Raw genomic sequence first — 20,384 nt, forward strand, 5'->3', positions numbered from 1 at the left:
CCCGAAAAGTTGCAGACTTTTTGGACAGGACTATGCGCAAACAACTCATACAGAGAGGAAAGCCATGAACACCGCTGTTAGAAAAATCGACGTGAAGAAGGAAGCCGCCGATCTGCTTTCCAAACTCGGCGTCGATGCATCCGCTTATACCGGCGGCGACCTTGCCGGTTTCAGCCCTGTTTCGGGCGAACAGATTGCTGCGGTCAAGACCCACAGCAAGGAAGATGCTGTCAAGATCATCGACAAGGCCGATGAAGCCTTCCGCGCCTGGCGCAACGTTCCGGCACCGAAGCGCGGCGAACTGATCCGCCTGCTCGGTGAAGAACTGCGCGCTTCCAAGGAAGACCTCGGCCGTCTTGTTTCGCTCGAAGCTGGCAAGATTCCTTCGGAAGGTCTCGGCGAAGTACAGGAAATGATCGACATCTGCGATTTCGCCGTCGGTCTGTCGCGCCAGCTCTACGGTCTCACCATTGCAACCGAACGCGCTGGCCATCGCATGATGGAAACCTGGCATCCGCTCGGTGTTGTCGGCGTTATCTCTGCCTTCAACTTCCCAGTTGCTGTCTGGTCGTGGAATGCTGCTCTTGCAATCGTTTGCGGCAACTCGGTTGTCTGGAAGCCGTCTGAAAAGACCCTTCTGACCGCTCTTGCCTGCGATGCAATCTTCAAGCGCGCGCTGAAGCGTTTCGGCGATGCACCGGAAGGCCTCTCGCTGCTTCTGCTCGGCGACCGTGAATTCGGTGAAGTCCTCGTCGACAGCCCGAAGGTTCCGGTCGTTTCAGCAACCGGTTCGACCCGCATGGGCCGCGAAGTCGGTCCGCGTCTGGCCAAGCGTTTTGCTCGCGCAATTCTCGAACTCGGCGGCAACAATGCCGGTATCGTCTGCCCGTCGGCCGATCTCGACATGGCTCTGCGTGCGATTGCTTTCGGCGCAATGGGCACTGCCGGTCAGCGTTGCACCACGTTGCGTCGTCTCTTCGTACATGAAAGCGTTTACGACGCTCTCGTTCCGCGTCTGCAGAAGGCTTACGCCAGCGTCACCGTTGGTTCGCCGCTCGAAACCAGCGCTCTGGTCGGTCCGCTGATCGACAAGGTTGCTTTCGACAACATGCAGAAGGCCCTCAAGGAAGCTGCTGCTCACGGCGGCAAGGTACAGGGCGGCGAACGCGTCGATGCTGGCCATGAAAATGCTTACTATGTGCGTCCGGCCATCGTCGAAATGCCGAAGCAGCAAGGTCCGGTTCTTGAAGAAACCTTCGCACCGATCCTTTACGTCATGAAGTATTCGGATTTCGACGACGTGCTGGCAAGCCACAACGAAGTTGGCGCAGGTCTGTCCTCGTCGATCTTCACGCTCAACCTGCAGGAAGCAGAACGTTTCCTCTCGGCTGAGGGTTCGGATTGTGGCATTGCGAACGTCAATATCGGTACTTCGGGTGCTGAAATTGGCGGTGCATTCGGCGGCGAAAAGGAAACCGGTGGCGGTCGTGAGTCGGGTTCGGATGCGTGGAAAGGCTATATGCGCCGCGCAACCAACACCATCAACTACTCGAAGGCTCTGCCGCTCGCACAGGGCGTTTCCTTCGACATCGACTAATCGATCTGATTTCAGATCAAAAGAAAACCCCGCTTCGGCGGGGTTTTTTATTGGCACAATGCATCGACCGGTTGAGATTTTTGCAATGACGCGGCGAAAATGGTGCTTTCTCGAGAACCGGAGCGGAGTGTACTTTAAGGTACATGAGCACCGGAAGCGCAGAGAAGCGCCATTTGCAGACCGTCAGTGCGTAAATATCGACTGGTCGATCAGCCCATACGTTCGGAGGCGAAAGAACCAGGCGAAGCCGGAAATACAACCGTGCGATTGCCGTTGAGGAACGAGCGATGATGAATATGCGCGTGAACAGCGCGTGCCAGAACCTGCGCTTCGACATCACGTCCGATAGACACATAATCCGCCGCACTCTGTGCGTGCGTGATACGGGCGACATCCTGTTCGATGATCGGACCTTCATCAAGATCAGCGGTGACATAATGCGCCGTGGCTCCGATCAGTTTCACACCGCGCTCGTAGGCCTGCTTGTAAGGGTTCGCGCCCTTGAAGGATGGCAGGAAGGAGTGGTGGATGTTGATGATCTTGCCCGACATCTTCTGGCAAAGCTGATCGGACAGAACCTGCATATAGCGCGCAAGAACCACCAGCTCGGTGCCTGTATCATCGACAATATCCAGAAGGCGCTGTTCAGCTTCCGGCTTGTTGGCCTTGGTCACGGCGATATGGTGGAACGGGATGTCGTGATTGACGACAACCTTCTGATAATCGAAATGGTTCGACACGACACCAACGATATCGATTGGCAGAGCGCCGATCTTCCAGCGATAGAGCAGATCGTTCAGGCAATGGCCGAAACGGGAAACCATCAGCAAGGTTTTTGTCCGTTGGGCGTTGTCGTGGAATTCAAATTCCATCTCGAACGGAGCTGCCACGGGCGCAAAGCCTTCACGCAGCACATCAAGCGCTACGCCTTCTTCGGAGATGAAGCTGACGCGCATGAAAAAACGACCGGTATCCAAATCATCGAACTGGGCGCTATCGATGATGTTGCAACCCTTGCCCGCAAGATAACCCGAGATTGCGGCAACGATACCACGAGTGGACTTGCAGGTGACGGTCAGGACAAAATTATGCATCGGACTTCCTCAATTTTCGAAGGCGCAAGCCAAAGCGCGCGCCTTGAAACTAGTTCACGATGCGGCCTCCGCCATGCCAGAATGCGTAATGCACTGACCGGATTGCGCTATCAAGCGACTTTGGAAGAAAGATCGCTCTAATTTGATCAAAGATGCGGATTGCGGTCACGATACCGGGCGACAAGTTCCCGGTTCACCTCACCGGAGCCCGGCATGTTGGCGCTCAGATAAATGGGTGCGTCGCCCTTGCCCACCAGCTTCGCCGCCACATCGGCAAAAATGGCATTGAGGATCGTGACACCAAGCGCCGTCGAAACCGGACCGACCTTCAAAGAACTGCCTTCCACTTCCAGCACCGCATCGCCCGCTGGCGCATCATTATCCAGCACGACATCGGCCAGAGAAAGCAGTTGCGTGCGGCCCTTGGCGATGACGTTGGAATAGGTGACGGAAGTGACCGCGATAACGGCAGCCCCCTTCTCCCGTGCATAGCGCGCAGCCTCAATGGGAGCGGCATTCACACCGGAGTTCGACACGACGATCAGCACGTCACCTTCGCGAATGCCGTAGCGCTCGAGGATCGGCAGCACAGCTCCTTCGATCCGCTCGAAATGCGAGCTGGCAGCCGCTCCGTCCTGCAGCATGATTGCCCCGCAAAGGATCGGCACAGTGATTGCCAATCCGCCCGCGCGATAGTGCAGTTCTTCCGCCATCATGTGCGAATGGCCAGTACCGAACACATAGACGCGGCTGTCTGCCAGTGCGGCAGCAGTAATCAGCTCGGCGGCTTTGGCCATCGGCTCGGCAAGGCGATTACGCAGGCCGGTGAGCCGCGCAATGAGGTCATCAAAATAACGATCTGTAATTTCCGTCATCGACCTTACCCCGAAATCTGTTTTCCGCCAGAAAGCCATGTGGCTTTCGCAAACAGCCCATCGTCAAGATGGACGGCGTCCATCCGCATGCCGGGACGGAACGTTCCGCGATCGTTGAGATGCAGATAGCGCGCCGGATAATGGCTCGCCATGCGCAGTGCCTCGGCCAGCGTCAGCTCCAGTTCGGCCACGCCGAAACGCACCGCCGACGCCATATCGAGATCGGAACCAGCAATGGTGCCATCTGCCAGAACAAGCTTGGAGCAGATGCCGCCTGGCACACGGCGGACGGCACGCCCGTTGATCTCGAAGCTTTCGGAATCCGAACCGACCAGAGCCATGGCATCCGTCACGAAGAACAGGTGGGCATCTCCCCGTTTCGCCCGAAGAGCAAGCCGCAGCGCCATCGGATCGACATGATGGCCATCGGCAACGATACCGCACCAGATGTCGGGATGATCAAGTGCCGCACCAGCCAGCCCCGGTGCACGATGGCCAATCTGGCTCATGGCGTTGAAAAGATGGGTCACGCTTCGCGCACCGGCATCGAAACGCTTGAACGCCTCATCTGCCGTCGTGTCGCTATGGCCGATACTGACGACCACACCGCCGTCGCTCAAACGACGCACCTGATCAGGCGTGACCTGTTCGGCAGCAAGCGTGACCAGCAAGATGCCGATCTGCTTTGCCGTATGGATATAGAGCGCGATATCGGCATCGTTGACGGGGCGCATCAGTTCCGCCAGATGGGCGCCTTTGCGAGCCGGTGCCAGATGCGGTCCTTCCAGATGCAGACCGGCAACGCCCTTGTCGGCCTTGACTGCCTCAATCGCCGCTTCAATGGCCCGGTCGCGCACCGGCGTCGTGTCGGTGATCAGCGTCGGTAGAAGGCTCGTCGTTCCATATTTGCGATGCCCCTTGGCAATCGTGAACATGGTCTCGGGTGTCGGCTGGTCATTGAGCATACGCCCGCCGCCGCCATTGACCTGCGCATCGATGAATCCGGGTGCCAGAACGCCACCGTTCAGGCGCTCGACATCATAGGCTTCGCCTAGTGACGCTTCCGGCACGATGGCTTCGGTCTTGCCATCGCTGAACACCAGTGCGCTTTGGTCGTGAAAGCGCTCGCCGTCGAAAATGCGCGCGCCTGCTATTGCCGATTTTCTTGTCATACCGTCACCGTAACCTTGTTGAGATTGCGCGGCTTGTCTGGGTCAAAACCCTTGCGGCGCGTGACCGCTTCAATGACGCGGTAATAATTGATGAGGGAAACCAGCGGATCGAGATGCGCATTGCCTGTGCTAGCCGATGGCAGTCGGAAGCCCGGTGTTTCCGCATCGGATAGCGACACGATGCTCGCTCCAAACGAATGCAGCCGCTTCAGGGCCTGCATGTTGGTGTCGAACGCTTCATCGCGCGGCAGGAAGGAAATAATCGGGAAACCTTCTTCCACCAGACGCATCGGACCGTGCATCAGCTCTGCCAGAGAGAAGGCCTCCGCATGGATATTGGCGGTTTCCTTTGCCTTCAGCGCAGCCTCAAGCGCGATTGCAAAGGCCGTGCCGCGACCGCCGGTATAAAGCGAGCGGGCATTGAAAAGGAGATTTTCAACCGCTTCGCGACCGTCAGGCCGTGTTGCAGCAAGCGCCTCCGGCAGGCGCTGCAGTCCGGCCTGCAGGCTTGCGTCACCGCTGGCCGACGCGACCACACCCGACAATGCCGCGACTGCGGCAATGAACGACTTGGTGGCAGCAACACTCTTTTCTTCACCAGCATTGAGCGCGAGTACCACGTCGGCGGCATTACCCAGCGGGCTATCGACAACGTTCACGACGGCAATTGTGGTGGCACCACCTTTTTTGGCAGCGTCCTGCGCTGCAACAATGTCCGGGCTCGCGCCGGATTGCGACACGGTAAAGTGCAATCCGTTCTTGAGCTTCAGCTTGGAACCGTAGACCGACGCCACCGAAGGCCCGATGGAAGCCACCGGAATACCCATGGTGATTTCCATCAGATATTTGAAGAATGTCGCCGCATGATCGGACGAACCACGCGCGGCGGTGGTGATGACGGCAGGTTCGTTCTTCTGGAAAATGCGCGCGATTTCCGCAAAGGTGCCTGCCTCCTTCTCAAGCAGACCGGCGACGACGGCAGGCGACTGTTCGGTTTCCTGCAGCATCAGGGAGGAAGGGCTGTTCATGGTCATTCTCCAATTTTCAGTTCGGCGACGAAGTCATAGGCATCGGCGCGATAGTGCGAACGGGTATATTCGACGATCCGGTCGTCCTCGAGATGCGAGACACGCTCGATCAAAAGTGCTGGCGCACCCCTGTGCACACCAAGCAGGCGTGCCGTGCCGGGGTCGAGTGTAACCGCCGTCAGGCGCTGCAAGGCGCGCACCGGCTTGTGGCCACGCCTTGCCAATGCGCCATAAAGCGAGGTTTCTTCGACGCGATCCTGATCCAGATAATGGCGCGGGACCACAGCCCGCTCGAAGGCCATCGGCACACCATCGGCAAGGCGCAGACGATCCAGCCGCACCACCGTCGTATCAACGCCGATTCCCAGCCGGAAAGCCTCGTCGGGCGACGGCCTGTCAACCTTGTTGGTGACAACGCGTGCGCCCGGCTCCTTGCCACGCGACAGCATATCCTCGGAAAACGAAGTCAGGCGCCAGAGATGCTGGCTGATGCGGGCCGGGCGTTCGGCAACGAAGGTGCCGCTGCCGCGCCGCGCCTCGACCGCGCCCTGAGTCAGCAGTTCCTTATAAGCATTGCGAACAGTGATGCGGCCGACGCCAAGCTGCTCCGCCAGATCGCGCTCCGGCGGCAGTCCGACAGCGGGCGCAAGTTGCCCCTCCTCGATCAGTTCACCGAGAATACGCGCAAGGTTCCGGTAAAGCGGCCCCGTAAGCTGCGGATCGTGCAAACCGCGCTCCTCAATAGCCGTGATCAATGTGGTTCTATTCATACTTCATATAATAGAACCTATATAGAACCAATGGCAAGTGACAATCTCATGAAAAAAGCCCGGTCATGACCGGGCTTTTTGTTTAATGCGATTGCGGAGCGGGATGCGCCTCGGCCGGTGGCTCATCTACGCCATGCTCGGGCTCCTTGATCCGGAACCAGGCGACATAAAGTGCCGGCAGGAAGAGAAGCGTGATTGCCGTGCCCGCTATGATGCCGCCCATCATGGCATAGGCCATTGGTCCCCAAAACACTTCACGCGCAATCGGGATCAGTGCCAGACTTGCTGCCGCCGCCGTCAGCGCGATGGGTCGCATTCGGTGCTGACTGGCCTGCGTCACCGCATCCCACGGGTGCATGCCCTCGGTGATATGCTCTTCGACCTGCACGATCAGAATGACCGAGTTTCGGATAAGAATACCGACCAGTGCCAGCACACCAAGGATGGCCACGAAGCCGAGCGGTTTGCCGCTCGGTAACAAGGCAGCCACCACACCGATCAGTCCAAGCGGCGCCACGGCGACAACAAGGAACAAGCGCTGGAAGCTTTGAAGCTGGATCATCAGGATTGTCGCCATGACGAACAGCATCAGAGGCACCACGGCAGCAATCGGCCCCTGGCTCTTACCGCTCTCCTCCACCGTGCCAGCAATCTGGATCTGATAACCGGACGGCAACTTGTCGGCGAAAGTCTTGATGGCAGGTGCCAGATCCTTGACGATCGTATCCGGCATCGTCTTGTCGATAATGCCTGCAGCAACCGTGATCGTAGGAATACGCGAACGGCGATAGACAACCGGCTGTTCCAGCTCATATCGGAAATTGGCAATCGCGGCCAATGGCACCGACGTCCCGTTACCGGTTGCGATCTGAAGACTTTGCAGCGTATCGATCGAATCGCGTTCGTGTTTCTGTGCCCGCACAATAACGTCGATCAGATAGATCGAATCCCGCACCTGAGTGATGGTGATACCGCCGACAACGCCGTTCAGGGTCGTTGCAATATCCTTCGAGGAAATGCCGAGCTTTCTCGCCTTGTCCTGCATGACGTCGACGCGGATAACCCGACCCGGCTCGTTCCAGTTGTAGCTCACCACTCCAAGCCGCTTGTCGGAACTGAGGATGCCGGCAAAGTCCTGTGCGACACCGCGCAGTTTTTGGACATCCGGACCCGAGATGCGATATTGCACCGGACGGCCAACTGGCGGTCCAAGCTCCAGATACTTCACATAGACATCCGTCCCGACATAATCCTTGCGCAGAACCTCGTTGAATTTCTGCTTGAGCCTGTCACGCGCTTCGAGGTCCTTCGCGACAACGACCATCTGCCCGAAATAGGGATTTGCTGGCTGCACGTCGAAGGAGAGAATGAAACGGATAGCACCTTCCCCGACATACGTGCTCCAGTGATCCACATCGGGATTGTCCTTGAGCATCGTGGCTTCAAACTTCTCCATCTGGGCCTTGGTGTCGGTGATGGAACTGTTCTGAGGCAAGGTCCAGTCGAGCACCAGTTCCGGACGGTCGGATTCCGGGAAGAACTGCCGTTCGATAAAGCCCATGCCGAAAACCGAAACGAGGAAAAGTGCAATGGTCGTAATGATCGTGATCCACTTGTGCCGCATGGACGCAAGCAGGACCTGCGAAAATATCTGGAAAAGACGGCTGTGCTTTTCCTCATGCGCCTTCATTTTCTTCGGCAGGAAAGTGACACCCAGCAAAGGCGCAAACAGAACTGCCACGATCCAGGAAACAAGCAGCGAAACCGCAATCACTACGAACAATGTGAACGTGTACTCACCCGCCTGACTGTTGTTCAGTCCGATGGGGATGAACCCGGCAATCGTAACCAGCGTGCCTGTCAGCATCGGGAAAGCCGTATGCGAATAGACATAGGTCGCAGCCTTGTTGATGGGATCGCCGTGCTCAAGCCGGGCCACCATCATTTCCACCGCAATCATCGCGTCATCGACCAGGAGGCCTAGCGCGATGATGAGCGCACCGAGCGACACGCGTTGCAGGGAAATATCCATCAAAGACATCGCCAGGAAGGTGATTGCCAACACCAGCGGGATCGAAAGCGAAACGACAAAACCCGCTCGCACCCCAAGACTGACGAAGCTCACCGCCAGAACGATGATAACCGCTTCAAACAGAGCTTCGGTAAAGCCCGAAACAGCGTCCTTGACGACTTCCGGCTGATCGGCAACCTTGAAGACCTTGACACCGACCGGGAGTTCCGCCGTCACCTGGCTCATCATTTTGTCGAGTGCCGCGCCAAATTCGAGCAGGTTGCCGTTCGGCTTCATGCCAATGCCGAGGCCGATCGCATCGTGCCCGTTCACCCGGAAAATGGATGCGGGCGGGTCGACATAGCCGCGCGTAATCGTCGCGACGTCGGAAAGACGGAAGAAGCGATCATTAACGCGCAGGTTTACCGCACGCAGATCCGCTTCCGAATTGAACTGTCCGCTGACGCGCACGCTGATGCGCTCCGGCCCGGCTTCCACTACACCGGACGGCGTAATGGCATTCTGGTCCTGCAAGGCCTGCAGGATTGCCTGCTGATCCAGTCCAAGCGCTGCAATCTGGCGCGTCGAGAACTCCAGATAGATCGCTTCGTCCTGCGCGCCGATCAGCTCGACCTTGCCCGCATTGGGCAATGTCAGAATTTTCGTCCGCGTGCTTTCGGCATAGTCCCGCAACTGTCGCATGGAAAGACCATCCGACGTGAATGCATAGACGTTTCCGTAAACGTCACCGAACTGGTCATTAAAATACGGTCCGAGAACGCCCTGAGGCAGCGTATTCTGAATATCGTTCAGAAAATGACGCACTTCGGTCCATGACTTTTTGACCTGCTCGGCCCGCGTCGTGTCTTTCAGAAAGACGAACACGACCGACTTGCCCGCCGTGGTTATGCTGCGCGTATAATCGAGCGTATCCAGTTCTTCGAGCTTCTTTTCCAGCCGGTCCGTGACCTGATTGAGCGTTTCGTCGACGGAGGCGCCGGGCCAGTTGGCCTGTACAACCATCGTCTTGACGGTGAAGTCCGGATCCTCCTCACGACCAAGGTCAAGATAGGAAATCAGGCCCGCCACCAGAAAGACGAGCATGAAATACCAGACCAGAGACCGATGATTCAGAGCCCAGTCAGACAGATTAAATCCCTTCTTCACAGGCCCGTTCCTTTCTCGTCCAGGCGGACTTTCTGTCCTTCTTTCAACTCATGCACACCGGCAATCGCAACATAGCTTCCGACATCCACGCCACCGGCAACGAAACTGTTGCCGCGCCGTTCAGTCACCTGCACGTCATGAAGAGAGACCGTCTGTTTATGCGGATCGATAACCCAGATGCTTGTCTTGCCGTTTTCGTCGAGCAAAGCCTGTATCGGCATCGTCACAAGATTCTGTTCAGGCCCGGCTTTGGCTGCCCGGATCGTCGCGCCAAGGCGAAAGCCTTCCGGAGGGTTGTCGAGAGCAATACGCACACGGCGTGTGCGTGTCTGCGCATCAGCCTGCGGCGCCACCTCGCGTACTGTTCCCTGCCCTGTCACTTTCGGATCGGCCTGGAGCTGTACATTGAATGGCGTGCCCTGCTCAAAATATTGCGTCATGCTGTCAGGAATATCGAGCACCGCTTCGCGAATATCGGGACGCGCAACCGTCATAACCGTCTGGCCAGCGGCAACCACCTGCCCGACTTCGGCATTCGTTGCAGAAATGACGCCATCATAATCCGGACGCAGCACAGCGTAACTGCGCTGATCCTGCGCCTTTTTCAGCCCTGCCCTGGCTTTTTCCAACCCGGCCTCTGCGCTGTCACGCGCCTGTCTGGCGGCATCATAATCGGCTTGCGAAACGTTGTTGCCCTTAAGCAGGATGCTCTGGCGTTCTTCGCTCGCCGCAGCGTTGGCATATTGTGCTTCGGCGCTCGCCAGATCAGCCCTCGCAGACTGAACGGCAAGATCGAGGTTGGATGGATCAACCATCGCAACCATCTCGTCCTTTTTCACAATATCCCCCACCTGAACAGGCCGATTGATAATTCGCCCAAGCACACGGAATGCAAGATCAGTGGAATAGCGTGGCTCAATCGTGCCTGCAAAACCCGTCTGCGTTACGGGCTTGGGCTCGACCACCATATAAAGAACCGGACGGACAGGGTCCGTCTCAGCCGTGTTCTCTTCACCTTTTCCGCAAGCGGCAAGCGCAAGCATGGCAGCGATAACAGCAATACTGCTCATGGTGCGGATGTTAGGAAACTGGATTGTCGCCTTCATTGCGCAACTTGTCCTTCCTGTTCCTGCACGACTTCGGTCGGTTCGCCGGAACGCAGCATTTGTGCGCCCTTCGTGACGATCAGCTCGCCTTCCTGCAGCCCGCCTTCCACGAGTAGCCGCCCCTTTTCGTATGAAAGCACCTTGATCGGAACCAGCGTTGCCACCTTGGAATCCTTCGAGAGCCTCCAGACGGCTGTACGCCCGGCATCCGAAGTCATTGCGCTCCATGGCAAAACGACCACCTTCACCGTGTCCATATGAACCGTGCCGGTCACTGTGGCCCCGAGTGCCATCTGAGGCGGGGTTTGCGCTATGCCGACCTTTAACCGTACGGTTCCAGTCTGCGCATCGACCACCGGCGAAATCTCACGAACCTTGCCTTCGGCACTTATCGACGCATCGGACAGCAGCGCAATCGTTACGTCCATTCCGATTTTGGCATGATTGACCAGTGTTTCCTGCACATCGAATACCGCGTCGCGTGGACCATCCTCGGCAATCGAGAACGCTGTCTGCGCAGCCTGCACGACCTGCCCGGCCTCGACATTGCGCGCCGTAATCACGCCTGAAACGGGTGCCTGCAATTCAGTGTAGGAGAGCTGATCGCGTGCATCGTTGAGCTGGCTTTCAGCGCTGGCAAGAGCGCTTTGCGTCGTTTGCAGGTTCTGGTTTGCCTGATCGTAGGTGCTGCGAGTGGTGAACCCTTGTGCCAGCAATGCCTTCTGTCGCGCAAAATTGGCCTGGGCCTGCACCAGCTGCGCCTGCGCGGCATCTTTCGACGCCAGTGCAACGCGCAGATTGGCCTGTTGCTCAACATTATCGATGCTGGCGAGAGGCTGCCCCTTTTCCACGTGCTGGCCGATCTCGACCAGACGCTGCACAACCTGACCGTTCAGACGAAACGAGACATTGACAAGCGACCGTGCCGCAATGGCGCCGGATAAGGTCAGTTTCGGTTGATAATCGCTGGCGACTGCCTTTACCGCTGCCACCGGCACGATGTCGAGCGAGTCGGCATGCGCCTGCAACATTGCGCCCGGCGCAAGCAGCCCCAGGCAAAAGAGCAGTATACGGGGTGCTTTGAAATGGGGAGCAAGCTGGCCCATAACGCGCCTCCACCCATTCTGCGCGCTGTAAATGAATGGTTTTGCTGCCATTTACACGATTCTCACTGGTTTGGTTCTGTTGAGAATGCAACTAAAGCTTTGCAGAGAAAAGCGGCGTTGTAAAAGATGATGAATCATAGTTATCGCTATTAAAGTCTTTTCGAAAACACTTACTCAGGAGCAATCGGTAGGCATTGCCTTCGATCAGAGAATTTATAAGTAGAAATATATAGTTGTGTTGAATTTCAAGAATATAGGCGGCGGCTAACTCGTTGCCTCCTCGACAAGCCTTTTACCGGCAACATTCAATTCGTAACGTGTGCGTTGCGTGCGCGGATCGCGCTGTTTGATCCGCACATAACCGTGGTCCTGCCCGAGCACTGAAATTTCCCGAAGCACAAGTGCATGAGCGATCCCCAGCGAACGCGCAAAAGTTCGGCTATCCGACGCGATATCCAGCGCCAGCGCGGCGATGATCCCGGCACCAAGCCCGGTCAAATTGCTGGACGCCGTCATCAAAGCGTCGACGAACGCCATATATTCCGCTTCGCCCTCATCCATCATGCAGCTGCCGATTTAAGGGGGCGGAACGAAACGATCACCGATTTCGATGTGGGCGTGTAGCTTTCATCACCAGAACTGGCGAGCGGCACCAGCACGTTCATTTCCGGATAGTAGCCCGCAATACAACCGCGCGGGATATCATAGGGCACGAAGCGGAAATCGCGCGCGATACGCTCCACGCCGTCATCGAATTCGCCAACAATATCAGCCCGGTCACCGGCCTCGACACCGATATCCGCCATGTCAGCTTCATTCATGAAGACGACCTGTCGTTCGCCATAGACACCGCGATAGCGGTCATCCATGCCATAAATGGTGGTGTTGTACTGGTCGTGGCTGCGGAAGGTCTGCAGCACATAACGCCCCGGCGTACCGCGTGCCTGCTGATGCTCGACAGCTTCCGGAAGGGCGCCGGTCCAGAATGTGGCCTTGCCCTTTGTCGTATTCCATTCCAGCTCACGGGCAGAATTGCGCAAATGGAAGCCACGCGGAACCCGTACACGAGCGTTGAAATCGTAGAAGTCCGGCAACACACGGGCGATATGGTTGCGGATAAGATCATAGTCGTCGGCAAGCTCCAGCCAGTTGACTGGCTGCGGCCCTAGCGTCGCCTGCGCCATACCCGCAATGATCGCCACTTCCGAACGAAGATGTGATGAAGCAGGCGCATTAATGCCGCCCGAACCGTGCACCATGCTCATGGAATCTTCGACTGTTACGATCTGGGCCACACCTCTGGAATTGAGGTCGATCTCGGTGCGGCCAAGGCAAGGCAGGATGAAAGATTCCTGCCCCGGCACCAGATGCGAATGGTTGAGCTTGGTTGCGACATGAACCGTCAGGCGCTGGCCGGAAAGCGCTTTTGAAATCAACGGACTATCCGGAGTGGCCCGGGCGAAATTGCCGCCGAGACCGATAAATGCCTGAGCCGACCCGTCGAGCATGGCACCGATGGCACCCAGAACGTTGTGCCCCGGCTCACGCGGAACATTGAAGCCAAATTCCTTTTCCAGCGCATCAAGAAATGCGACTGGAGGCCGTTCGTTGATGCCGACGGTACGATCACCCTGCACATTGGAATGACCGCGCACCGGACAGAGACCCGCACCGGGCCTGCCAATATTGCCGCGCAGCAGCATGAAATTGGTGATTTCGCGGATCGTGATCACCGAATGACGATGCTGGGTGATGCCCATCGCCCAGGTGCAGATGACCCGATCCGATTCCATATAGATCTTTGCGGCGCGCTCCAGCGACTGCCGGAGAAGTCCCGACTGGTCCTCGATTTCTTCCCACGACGTGCTGTCCACCGCAGTGCGATAGGCTTCCAGTTCCGCTGTATGTGTGCTGAGAAATTCCCGATCGAGGATTGATGGCTTGCCTGCGGCGAGTGCGGCATCATCCGCTGCGAAAACCGCCTTGGCCATACCGCGGAAAGCGGCAAGATCACCGCCAAGACGCGGCTGGAAATAATCGCTCGCTATGGCTTCGCTGCCGCCATGCAGCATTTCAAGCTTGTTCTGCGGATCAGCGAACCGCTCCAGCCCGCGTTCGCGGATCGGATTGAAAACGACAATGCGCGCACCGCGCTCGGCAGCACGACGCAAATCACCCAGCATGCGGGGATGGTTGGTGCCCGGATTCTGACCGACCACGAAAATGGCATCAGCCATTTCGAAATCTTCCAGCAGGACGGTCCCCTTGCCGACGCCAACCGACTGTTTCAGCGCAACGCCGCTAGCCTCGTGGCACATGTTGGAGCAGTCGGGGAAATTATTGGTCCCATAAGCGCGTACGAACAACTGATACAGAAACGCAGCCTCGTTCGAGGCACGGCCCGACGTATAGAACTCAACCCGGTTTGGGCTGTCGAAACTCTTGAGAATGTCGCCGATAGTCCTGAACGCCTCATCCCATTCGATGGCTTCATACTGATCGGTCGAAGCATTGTACCGCATCGGATGGGTCAGGCGCCCGGTATTTTCCAGATCGTAATCCGTCCAGTTGCGCAGCTGCGAAACCGTATGCTCCCGAAAAAAGGCAGGCGTCGTGCGCCGGTCGGTCGCCTCCCAGGCGACAGCCTTCACACCGTTTTCGCAAAATTCAAAAGATGAGCCATGTTCCGGATCACCCCAGGCACAACCGGGGCAATCGAAACCGTCCGGCTGGTTCGCCTTGAGAAGCGTGCGCGCGCCGGAAAGAGGAGCGCCACTTGCAAGCAATTGCTTGCCGCAGCTCTTCAATGCACCCCATCCACCCGCTGCAGCGGATCGCTTGCCGATGAAACCGGTCTTGGTGGCCTTGCTCATCCGTTACCCTCTAACCCAGTTGCGGGACCGCCTTCTTCGAGTGGCAAAGATGCCTTGGGCGGGTGCCAATATCATAAGTGGAATTACACGGTCCTTCAATTAACCGCGAGGCAATTGTTATTCGATACTTGTTCGTACTTGATTTCGGCCGCGCGATCCGTCATGCGATTGGTCAAGAAAAATTACCACAAGGGGTGGGATAGATGCCCAACATCGTTGAAATCGCCGATCTGAAGCGGCTTGCCCAGCGCCGCGTCCCCAAGATGTTCTTTGATTACGCGGATTCTGGCGCATGGACCGAGTCGACCTATCGCTCAAATGAAGACGACTTCAAGAAGATCAAGCTGCGCCAGCGTATTCTCGTCGACATGACGAACCGTTCGCTGGAAACGACGATGATCGGCGAGAAAGTGTCCATGCCGGTGGCTCTCGCACCGACCGGCCTGACGGGCATGCAGCACGCGGACGGTGAAATGCTGGCAGCACAGGCTGCCGAAGCCTTTGGCGTTCCCTTCACCCTTTCGACCATGAGCATCTGTTCCATCGAAGACGTCGCTTCGGTGACAAAGAAGCCGTTCTGGTTCCAGCTATACGTGATGAAGGACCGCGATTTCGTGAAGAACCTGATCGGTCGCGCCAAGGCGGCTGGCTGCTCGGCATTGGTGCTGACACTCGATCTCCAGATTCTCGGCCAGCGCCACAAGGATATCCGCAACGGCCTTTCCGCCCCGCCGAAATTCACCCCGAAGCATATCTGGCAGATGGCAACCCGTCCCGGCTGGTGCCTCGGCATGATGGGCACGCAGCGCCGCACGTTCCGCAACATTGCCGGTCACGCCAAGAATGTTACCGACCTTTCTTCGCTCTCCTCATGGACGGCTGAACAGTTCGATCCGCAGCTCAACTGGAACGACGTTGCCTGGATCAAGGAACAATGGGGCGGCAAGCTGATCCTTAAAGGCATTCTCGATGTGGAAGATGCCAAGATGGCAGCCAAATCAGGTGCCGACGCGATCATCGTGTCGAACCATGGCGGACGTCAGCTGGATGGCGCACCGTCCTCGATATCCATGCTGCAGCCGATCGTTGATGCCGTTGGCGACAAGATCGAAGTGCATGTCGATGGCGGCATCCGCTCCGGCCAGGATGTGCTCAAGGCCCGCGCACTTGGCGCTCAGGGCGTGTATATCGGTCGCCCGTTCCTCTATGGCCTCGGCGCCATGGGCAAGGACGGCGTAACGCTGGCACTCGACATCATCCGCAAGGAACTGGATGTCACGATGGCGCTCTGCGGCAAGCGGGATATCAACGATATCGACAATTCGATCATCCATTCGATAAACTTCTGATAACGACAGGAGCCGGCCTCGCGTCGGCTCCTATACTTTAGAAATTGCTTGCATAACATCGCGTCACACGCGAGTACCGGCGACTGATGCACCGCAAGGTTACTTAAAAATAACCAAGTGTTAAACATATCTCTTTACCATATCCGGCAGTACGGCTTGTGAGCCGTTTTTCTGTTCGGATTTGGAGTGGGAACCGATGAAGTGCACTTCCGCCATTGCCATCGTGGCTATCAGTCTGATGGCGGGATCAGGAGCGGCGTTTGCCGCCGACATAATTGCAGACCCTGTTATTGAACCCATGCCGGAACCGGTTAATTCGTCCGGCTGGTATATTCGTGGCGATCTCGGTTACAATTTCAAATCCAGCACGGATGGCGACTGGAGCTTCTGGAACCAGTTCGATCCGCCCTATCGCGGCATTGACGACACGCTACGCTACGATGATTTCGACCTCAAAGCAGGCGCAACTTACGGCGTGGGTGTCGGTTACCGCTTCACCGATATGTTCCGCGCCGATGCCACACTCGACTTCTTCCGTGCAGGCATCAACGGTCGCACCGCCTGTCCGAGCTATGTGAAATCTGCCAAGGGCTTCAATCCGGTCGAGGACAACTGCAACTACGAGGATTCCTCGACAGCCAATATCTGGACGGCCATGGCAAACGCCTATGTCGACCTGCCGCGTGTAGGACCTGTGACGCCTTATCTCGGCGCGGGTCTTGGCGCCGCCTATGTGCAATATGACGACTGGAAAACCCACGAAGTCTGCGCAGGCTGCACCTATTCCAGCGAAAAGGACGGCCTCGACAGCTGGCGCTTCGCAATGGCTCTCATGGCCGGTGTCAGCTACGATCTCACCGAGCAGCTAAAACTTGATGTCGGTTACCGCTATATGCGCATCAATGGTGGCAAAGCCTACGGTTTTGACGCAGCCGATCGCAGCACCAACCCTTACGGCAATGCCGAAGGACCGGGCGCCACCGGAACGCAGGCCAAGGACAATGGCTTCAACATGCACACGATCCGCGCCGGTCTTCGCTACGAATTCCGTTAAAGAAAGTGATCTTTCGGATAGAAAGCCCGGTCAGTGCCGGGCTTTTTTTCATTTCAGCCGCGTGAAGTCGGTGCTTTTGACAGAAGCACCGTGCGGATTGCGAAACTGGAATGGATGCGCGCGACACCGGGCAATCGCGACAGGATTTCCTTGTGAATGATCTCATAAGCCGCAGCGTTTTCGGCTTCGACGCGCAAAATGTAATCCGCATCGCCTGTCATGAGATAACATTCCTGAACTTCAGGGTGCCGCCGCACCGCTTCCTCGAAACGATTCAGAAACTCCTCTGTCTGCCGGTCAAGCGTAATGCGTACGATAGCGACGAGCCGCTCATCGCCGTCGGATGAACCGACGATGGCCGTATAACCACGGATAACGCCGCTTTCTTCCAATATCTGCACCCGCCGCAGACAGGCGGACTGCGAAAGCCCTACTTCGCTGGCGAGATGGCTGTTGGTCATGCGCCCATCACGGCGCAGGCAACGGATGATATTGCGGTCGATACTGTCGAGCGTTGGCATGAATAATCTTCAACCCTGGAGCTAAAATATGCGCAAGATGTGCGAAAATTCGCATAATATGCGACAAATAGCAAAAACATTCGAATAGTCTTCGACTAATATGCGAGCAAGCTTTGGGAGTGAGGAGTCACAAGGTTTCTCAACCGAGGCTTATATGCTTTGGGCGGCAGACGATCCATATCGACAATGACCTTCCAGGCGTTCTCGTAGCGTAGTGAGCAGTTTGGAAAGAACCGTGCAAATGGTTGAGATGTCGATGCAATTTTCACAGGATGAGCGCGATCTTGCCGCCGGTGGCGTATTGACCATCGACCTGTCGGCGCTGCGTCACAATTATTCGGCCATTGCCCGTCATATCGCCCCCACCCGCGCTGCTGCCGTTGTGAAGGCAGATGCCTACGGGCTCCGCGCCAGTCGTGTTGCGCCAGCTTTTTACGATGCCGGTTGCCGTGACTTCTTCGTCGCCCATCTCGGCGAAGCGATAGCGCTGAAGCCGTTTCTCCAGCCCGACGCGACGCTCTACGTTTTGAACGGTCTTCAACCGGGAACCGAAGAAGCCTGCGCCCGCGAAGGCATTCTGCCAGTTCTCAACTCGCTGGAACAGATTGAAAACTGGGCGGCACTCGCCACCAGACAGGGCAAGAAGCTGCCCGCCCTGCTCCAGCTCGATACCGGCATGTCGCGTCTCGGCCTGTCGCCGAAGGAATTTGAACGCTTTCTTGAGAACGCCACGCTTCTGGATGCCATCGACATCAAGTTTGTCATCAGCCACCTGGCCAGCGGTGACGAACCGGAAAATGCGGCAAATGCCCGTCAGCTTGCCAATATGACCGCGCTGCTTGCGCGCCTGCCAAAACTGCCGGTTGCTTTTGCCAATTCCGGCGGCAGCTTCCTCGACAAGACCTATCATTTCGACCTCGCCCGCCCCGGTGTCGCGCTTTATGGCGTTGGACCGAAAAGCGAGATCATTCCTGTCCTCACCCTTTCGGCACGCGTCATTCAGGTGCGCGAGATCGACAAGGGGGCGGCGGTTGGCTATGGCGGCGCCTATATCGCCGAAGGGCCGATGCGGGTTGCAACGATTGCTGTCGGATATGCCGATGGCTGGTTCCGTTCTCTCAGCAACAAGGGTGCGGCCTTCTTTGGCGATACGCGACTGCCGATCATCGGCCGTGTGTCGATGGACTCAATCACGCTCGACGTCAGCGCATTGCCGGAAGGCACGCTGAAACTCGGCAGTCTTGTGGAGCTGATCGGCCCGCACCAGCGCCTCGAAGACGTGGCGCGCGATTGCGACACTATTCCCTATGAAATTCTGACTGCGCTCGGCAACCGTTATGCACGTGTCTACGTGGAGAGCGGCGCGAGCGACATAAAAGTATAAGACAAGAGGCGAACATGCAGATCACCATTCTCGGCAGCGGCGTCATTGGCGTTACGACCGCCTACTACCTCGCCAAGCTCGGTCACGAGGTAACCGTTGTCGACCGCGAAGAAGGCCCCGCACTGGAAACGAGCTTTGCCAATGCCGGTCAGGTTTCGCCGGGCTATGCCTCGCCATGGGCCGCACCCGGCATTCCGTTCAAGGCCGCGAAATGGCTGTTCCAGAAGCACGCGCCACTAGTTTTGCGTCCGACTTGCGATCCGGTTCAGTATAGCTGGCTCCTGCAGATGCTCGCGAACTGCACCGACAGCCGTTACAAGGTCAACAAGACCCGCATGGTGCGCGTAGCCGAATATGCGCGCGATTGCCTTGTCGATCTGCGCAAGGAAACCGGCATCGAATACGACCAGCGCATGCAGGGCACGCTCCAGCTTTTCCGCGAGCAGTATCAGCTCGACGGTATCGGCAAGGATATTGAGGTACTGCGTCAGGATGGCGTGCCGTTCGAAGTCCTCGACCGCGAAGGCTGCGCCAAGGTGGAGCCGGCACTTGCCCGCGTGAAGGACAAGTTCGTCGGCGGCCTGCGTCTTCCGCATGACGAAACCGGCGACTGCTTCAAGTTCACCAATGCGCTGGCAAAGATTGCCGAAGGACTCGGTGTAAAATTCCGCTTCGGCGTCAACATCAAGTCGTTACTGATGTCCGGCGGCAAGGTTTCCGGCGTCGAGACCTCCGAGGGTGTCCTGACCGCCGACCGTTATGTCGTCGCTCTTGGCAGCTATACGCCTGCGCTCGTCAAATCGCTTGGCCTTAACGCCCCGATCTATCCGGTGAAGGGCTATTCCATCACGGCACCGATTGTCGACGAGGATCGCGCTCCGGTTTCGACGGTGCTCGACGAGAGCTACAAGATTGCGATCACCCGTCTTGGCGACCGCATCCGCGTTGGCGGTATGGCGGAAGTCTCGGGCTTCACCACGGACCTGCCTGCCGCGCGGCGCGCAACGCTCGATCTGTCGGTAACGGACCTGTTCCCCGGCGGCGATCTGAAAGCGGCAACCTTCTGGTCCGGCCTGCGCCCGATGACACCGGATTCCACGCCGATCATCGGTGCAACGCGCTACGACAACGTGTTCATCAATGCCGGTCACGGAACGCTCGGCTGGACGATGTCGTGCGGTTCCGGCAAATTGCTCGCCGACCTTATTTCCGGCAACAAGCCGGATATCCGGGCCGACGATCTCGGTATTTCCCGCTACGAATAGACTATTTGCACG

Annotated in this window: 16 protein-coding genes; 5 read left to right on the plus strand and 11 right to left on the minus strand. The window is 57.4% G+C overall.

The features are described from left to right. The first annotated feature begins 64 nt into the window (after positions 1-64). Positions 65-1,597, plus strand: coding sequence for an aldehyde dehydrogenase family protein (locus tag LJ361_RS18970; protein ID WP_264812092.1), 1,533 nt, complete (start codon positions 65-67; stop codon positions 1,595-1,597). Positions 1,598-1,806: 209 nt separating this feature from the next. Here the strand turns inward: LJ361_RS18970 and purU are convergent, their stop codons facing one another. The 10 genes from purU to LJ361_RS19020 form a co-directional block, all read right to left on the minus strand. Then, the gene (purU, locus tag LJ361_RS18975) at positions 1,807-2,691 is read right to left on the minus strand and encodes a formyltetrahydrofolate deformylase (protein ID WP_010659527.1); all 885 of its coding nucleotides are present in this window, start codon (positions 2,689-2,691) and stop codon (positions 1,807-1,809) included. A gap of 146 nt (positions 2,692-2,837) precedes the next feature. Further along, the gene (locus LJ361_RS18980) at positions 2,838-3,566 is read right to left on the minus strand and encodes an SIS domain-containing protein (protein ID WP_010659526.1); all 729 of its coding nucleotides are present in this window, start codon (positions 3,564-3,566) and stop codon (positions 2,838-2,840) included. A 5-nt stretch (positions 3,567-3,571) separates the two neighbouring features. Next, positions 3,572-4,738 carry an N-acetylglucosamine-6-phosphate deacetylase gene (gene nagA, locus LJ361_RS18985; protein ID WP_010659525.1) on the minus strand — a complete coding sequence of 389 codons (1,167 nt, stop codon included), beginning with the start codon at positions 4,736-4,738 and terminating at the stop codon, positions 3,572-3,574. Beyond that, on the minus strand, positions 4,735-5,766 hold the full coding sequence (locus tag LJ361_RS18990; protein ID WP_010659524.1) for an SIS domain-containing protein: 1,032 nt from the start codon (positions 5,764-5,766) through the stop codon (positions 4,735-4,737). The genes nagA and LJ361_RS18990 overlap by 4 nt, the downstream gene beginning before the upstream one ends. 2 nt (positions 5,767-5,768) lie before the next feature. Further along, positions 5,769-6,536, minus strand: coding sequence for a GntR family transcriptional regulator (locus tag LJ361_RS18995; RefSeq protein WP_010659523.1), 768 nt, complete (start codon positions 6,534-6,536; stop codon positions 5,769-5,771). Positions 6,537-6,618: 82 nt separating this feature from the next. Continuing rightward, on the minus strand, positions 6,619-9,714 hold the full coding sequence (locus tag LJ361_RS19000) for an efflux RND transporter permease subunit (protein WP_010659522.1): 3,096 nt from the start codon (positions 9,712-9,714) through the stop codon (positions 6,619-6,621). Further along, positions 9,711-10,784 (minus strand): efflux RND transporter periplasmic adaptor subunit, encoded by a 1,074-nt coding sequence (locus tag LJ361_RS19005; protein WP_373366441.1) that lies wholly within the window; start codon positions 10,782-10,784, stop codon positions 9,711-9,713. Before LJ361_RS19005 ends, LJ361_RS19000 begins: the two co-directional genes overlap by 4 nt. A 32-nt stretch (positions 10,785-10,816) precedes the next feature. Continuing rightward, the gene (locus LJ361_RS19010; protein WP_376749533.1) at positions 10,817-11,851 is read right to left on the minus strand and encodes an efflux RND transporter periplasmic adaptor subunit; all 1,035 of its coding nucleotides are present in this window, start codon (positions 11,849-11,851) and stop codon (positions 10,817-10,819) included. 339 nt (positions 11,852-12,190) lie between these two features. Next, the gene (locus LJ361_RS19015; protein ID WP_010659519.1) at positions 12,191-12,490 is read right to left on the minus strand and encodes a hypothetical protein; all 300 of its coding nucleotides are present in this window, start codon (positions 12,488-12,490) and stop codon (positions 12,191-12,193) included. Beyond that, positions 12,487-14,799 carry an FdhF/YdeP family oxidoreductase gene (locus LJ361_RS19020; RefSeq protein WP_010659518.1) on the minus strand — a complete coding sequence of 771 codons (2,313 nt, stop codon included), beginning with the start codon at positions 14,797-14,799 and terminating at the stop codon, positions 12,487-12,489. The genes LJ361_RS19015 and LJ361_RS19020 overlap by 4 nt, the downstream gene beginning before the upstream one ends. Before the next feature lie 203 nt (positions 14,800-15,002). Here LJ361_RS19020 and LJ361_RS19025 point away from each other — a divergent pair, with 203 nt between their 5' ends. After that, positions 15,003-16,148, plus strand: coding sequence for an alpha-hydroxy acid oxidase (locus LJ361_RS19025; protein ID WP_010659517.1), 1,146 nt, complete (start codon positions 15,003-15,005; stop codon positions 16,146-16,148). A 196-nt stretch (positions 16,149-16,344) separates the two neighbouring features. Next, entirely contained in the window at positions 16,345-17,202 is an 858-nt protein-coding gene (locus LJ361_RS19030; RefSeq protein ID WP_010659516.1) for an outer membrane protein, read from the plus strand. A 53-nt stretch (positions 17,203-17,255) separates the two neighbouring features. On the opposite strand, the gene LJ361_RS19035 is transcribed toward LJ361_RS19030, so the two are convergent. After that, positions 17,256-17,723, minus strand: a complete 468-nt coding sequence (locus tag LJ361_RS19035; protein ID WP_010659515.1) for an Lrp/AsnC family transcriptional regulator — start codon at positions 17,721-17,723, stop codon at positions 17,256-17,258. A gap of 241 nt (positions 17,724-17,964) precedes the next feature. On the opposite strand from LJ361_RS19035, the gene alr reads away from it, so the two are divergent. Next, the gene (alr, locus tag LJ361_RS19040; protein ID WP_264812094.1) at positions 17,965-19,107 is read left to right on the plus strand and encodes an alanine racemase; all 1,143 of its coding nucleotides are present in this window, start codon (positions 17,965-17,967) and stop codon (positions 19,105-19,107) included. 14 nt (positions 19,108-19,121) lie between these two features. Continuing rightward, a complete protein-coding gene (locus tag LJ361_RS19045; protein ID WP_010659513.1) occupies positions 19,122-20,372 on the plus strand; it encodes a D-amino acid dehydrogenase in 1,251 nt (416 codons plus the stop codon). Positions 20,373-20,384 lie beyond the last annotated feature (12 nt).

The sequence above is a fragment of the Brucella sp. JSBI001 genome (genome assembly GCF_026014005.1).
GTDB lineage: Bacteria > Pseudomonadota > Alphaproteobacteria > Rhizobiales > Rhizobiaceae > Brucella > Brucella anthropi.

Bases quoted from the DNA above. Each gene is read 5' to 3' on its own strand.
- LJ361_RS19035 (WP_010659515.1), bottom strand. From the start codon at position 17,723: ATGCCAACGCTCGACAGTATCGACCGCAATATCATCCGTTGCCTGCGC.
- LJ361_RS19025 (WP_010659517.1), top strand. From the start codon at position 15,003: ATGCCCAACATCGTTGAAATCGCCGATCTGAAGCGGCTTGCCCAGCGC.
- LJ361_RS19030 (WP_010659516.1), top strand. From the start codon at position 16,345: ATGAAGTGCACTTCCGCCATTGCCATCGTGGCTATCAGTCTGATGGCG.
- nagA (WP_010659525.1), bottom strand. From the start codon at position 4,738: ATGACAAGAAAATCGGCAATAGCAGGCGCGCGCATTTTCGACGGCGAG.
- purU (WP_010659527.1), bottom strand. From the start codon at position 2,691: ATGCATAATTTTGTCCTGACCGTCACCTGCAAGTCCACTCGTGGTATC.
- LJ361_RS19005 (WP_373366441.1), bottom strand. From the start codon at position 10,784: ATGAGCAGTATTGCTGTTATCGCTGCCATGCTTGCGCTTGCCGCTTGC.
- LJ361_RS19015 (WP_010659519.1), bottom strand. From the start codon at position 12,490: ATGATGGATGAGGGCGAAGCGGAATATATGGCGTTCGTCGACGCTTTG.
- alr (WP_264812094.1), top strand. From the start codon at position 17,965: ATGGTTGAGATGTCGATGCAATTTTCACAGGATGAGCGCGATCTTGCC.
- LJ361_RS18970 (WP_264812092.1), top strand. From the start codon at position 65: ATGAACACCGCTGTTAGAAAAATCGACGTGAAGAAGGAAGCCGCCGAT.
- LJ361_RS19020 (WP_010659518.1), bottom strand. From the start codon at position 14,799: ATGAGCAAGGCCACCAAGACCGGTTTCATCGGCAAGCGATCCGCTGCA.
- LJ361_RS19045 (WP_010659513.1), top strand. From the start codon at position 19,122: ATGCAGATCACCATTCTCGGCAGCGGCGTCATTGGCGTTACGACCGCC.
- LJ361_RS18995 (WP_010659523.1), bottom strand. From the start codon at position 6,536: ATGAATAGAACCACATTGATCACGGCTATTGAGGAGCGCGGTTTGCAC.
- LJ361_RS18980 (WP_010659526.1), bottom strand. From the start codon at position 3,566: ATGACGGAAATTACAGATCGTTATTTTGATGACCTCATTGCGCGGCTC.
- LJ361_RS19010 (WP_376749533.1), bottom strand. From the start codon at position 11,851: ATGTTGCAGGCGCATGCCGACTCGCTCGACATCGTGCCGGTGGCAGCG.
- LJ361_RS18990 (WP_010659524.1), bottom strand. From the start codon at position 5,766: ATGAACAGCCCTTCCTCCCTGATGCTGCAGGAAACCGAACAGTCGCCT.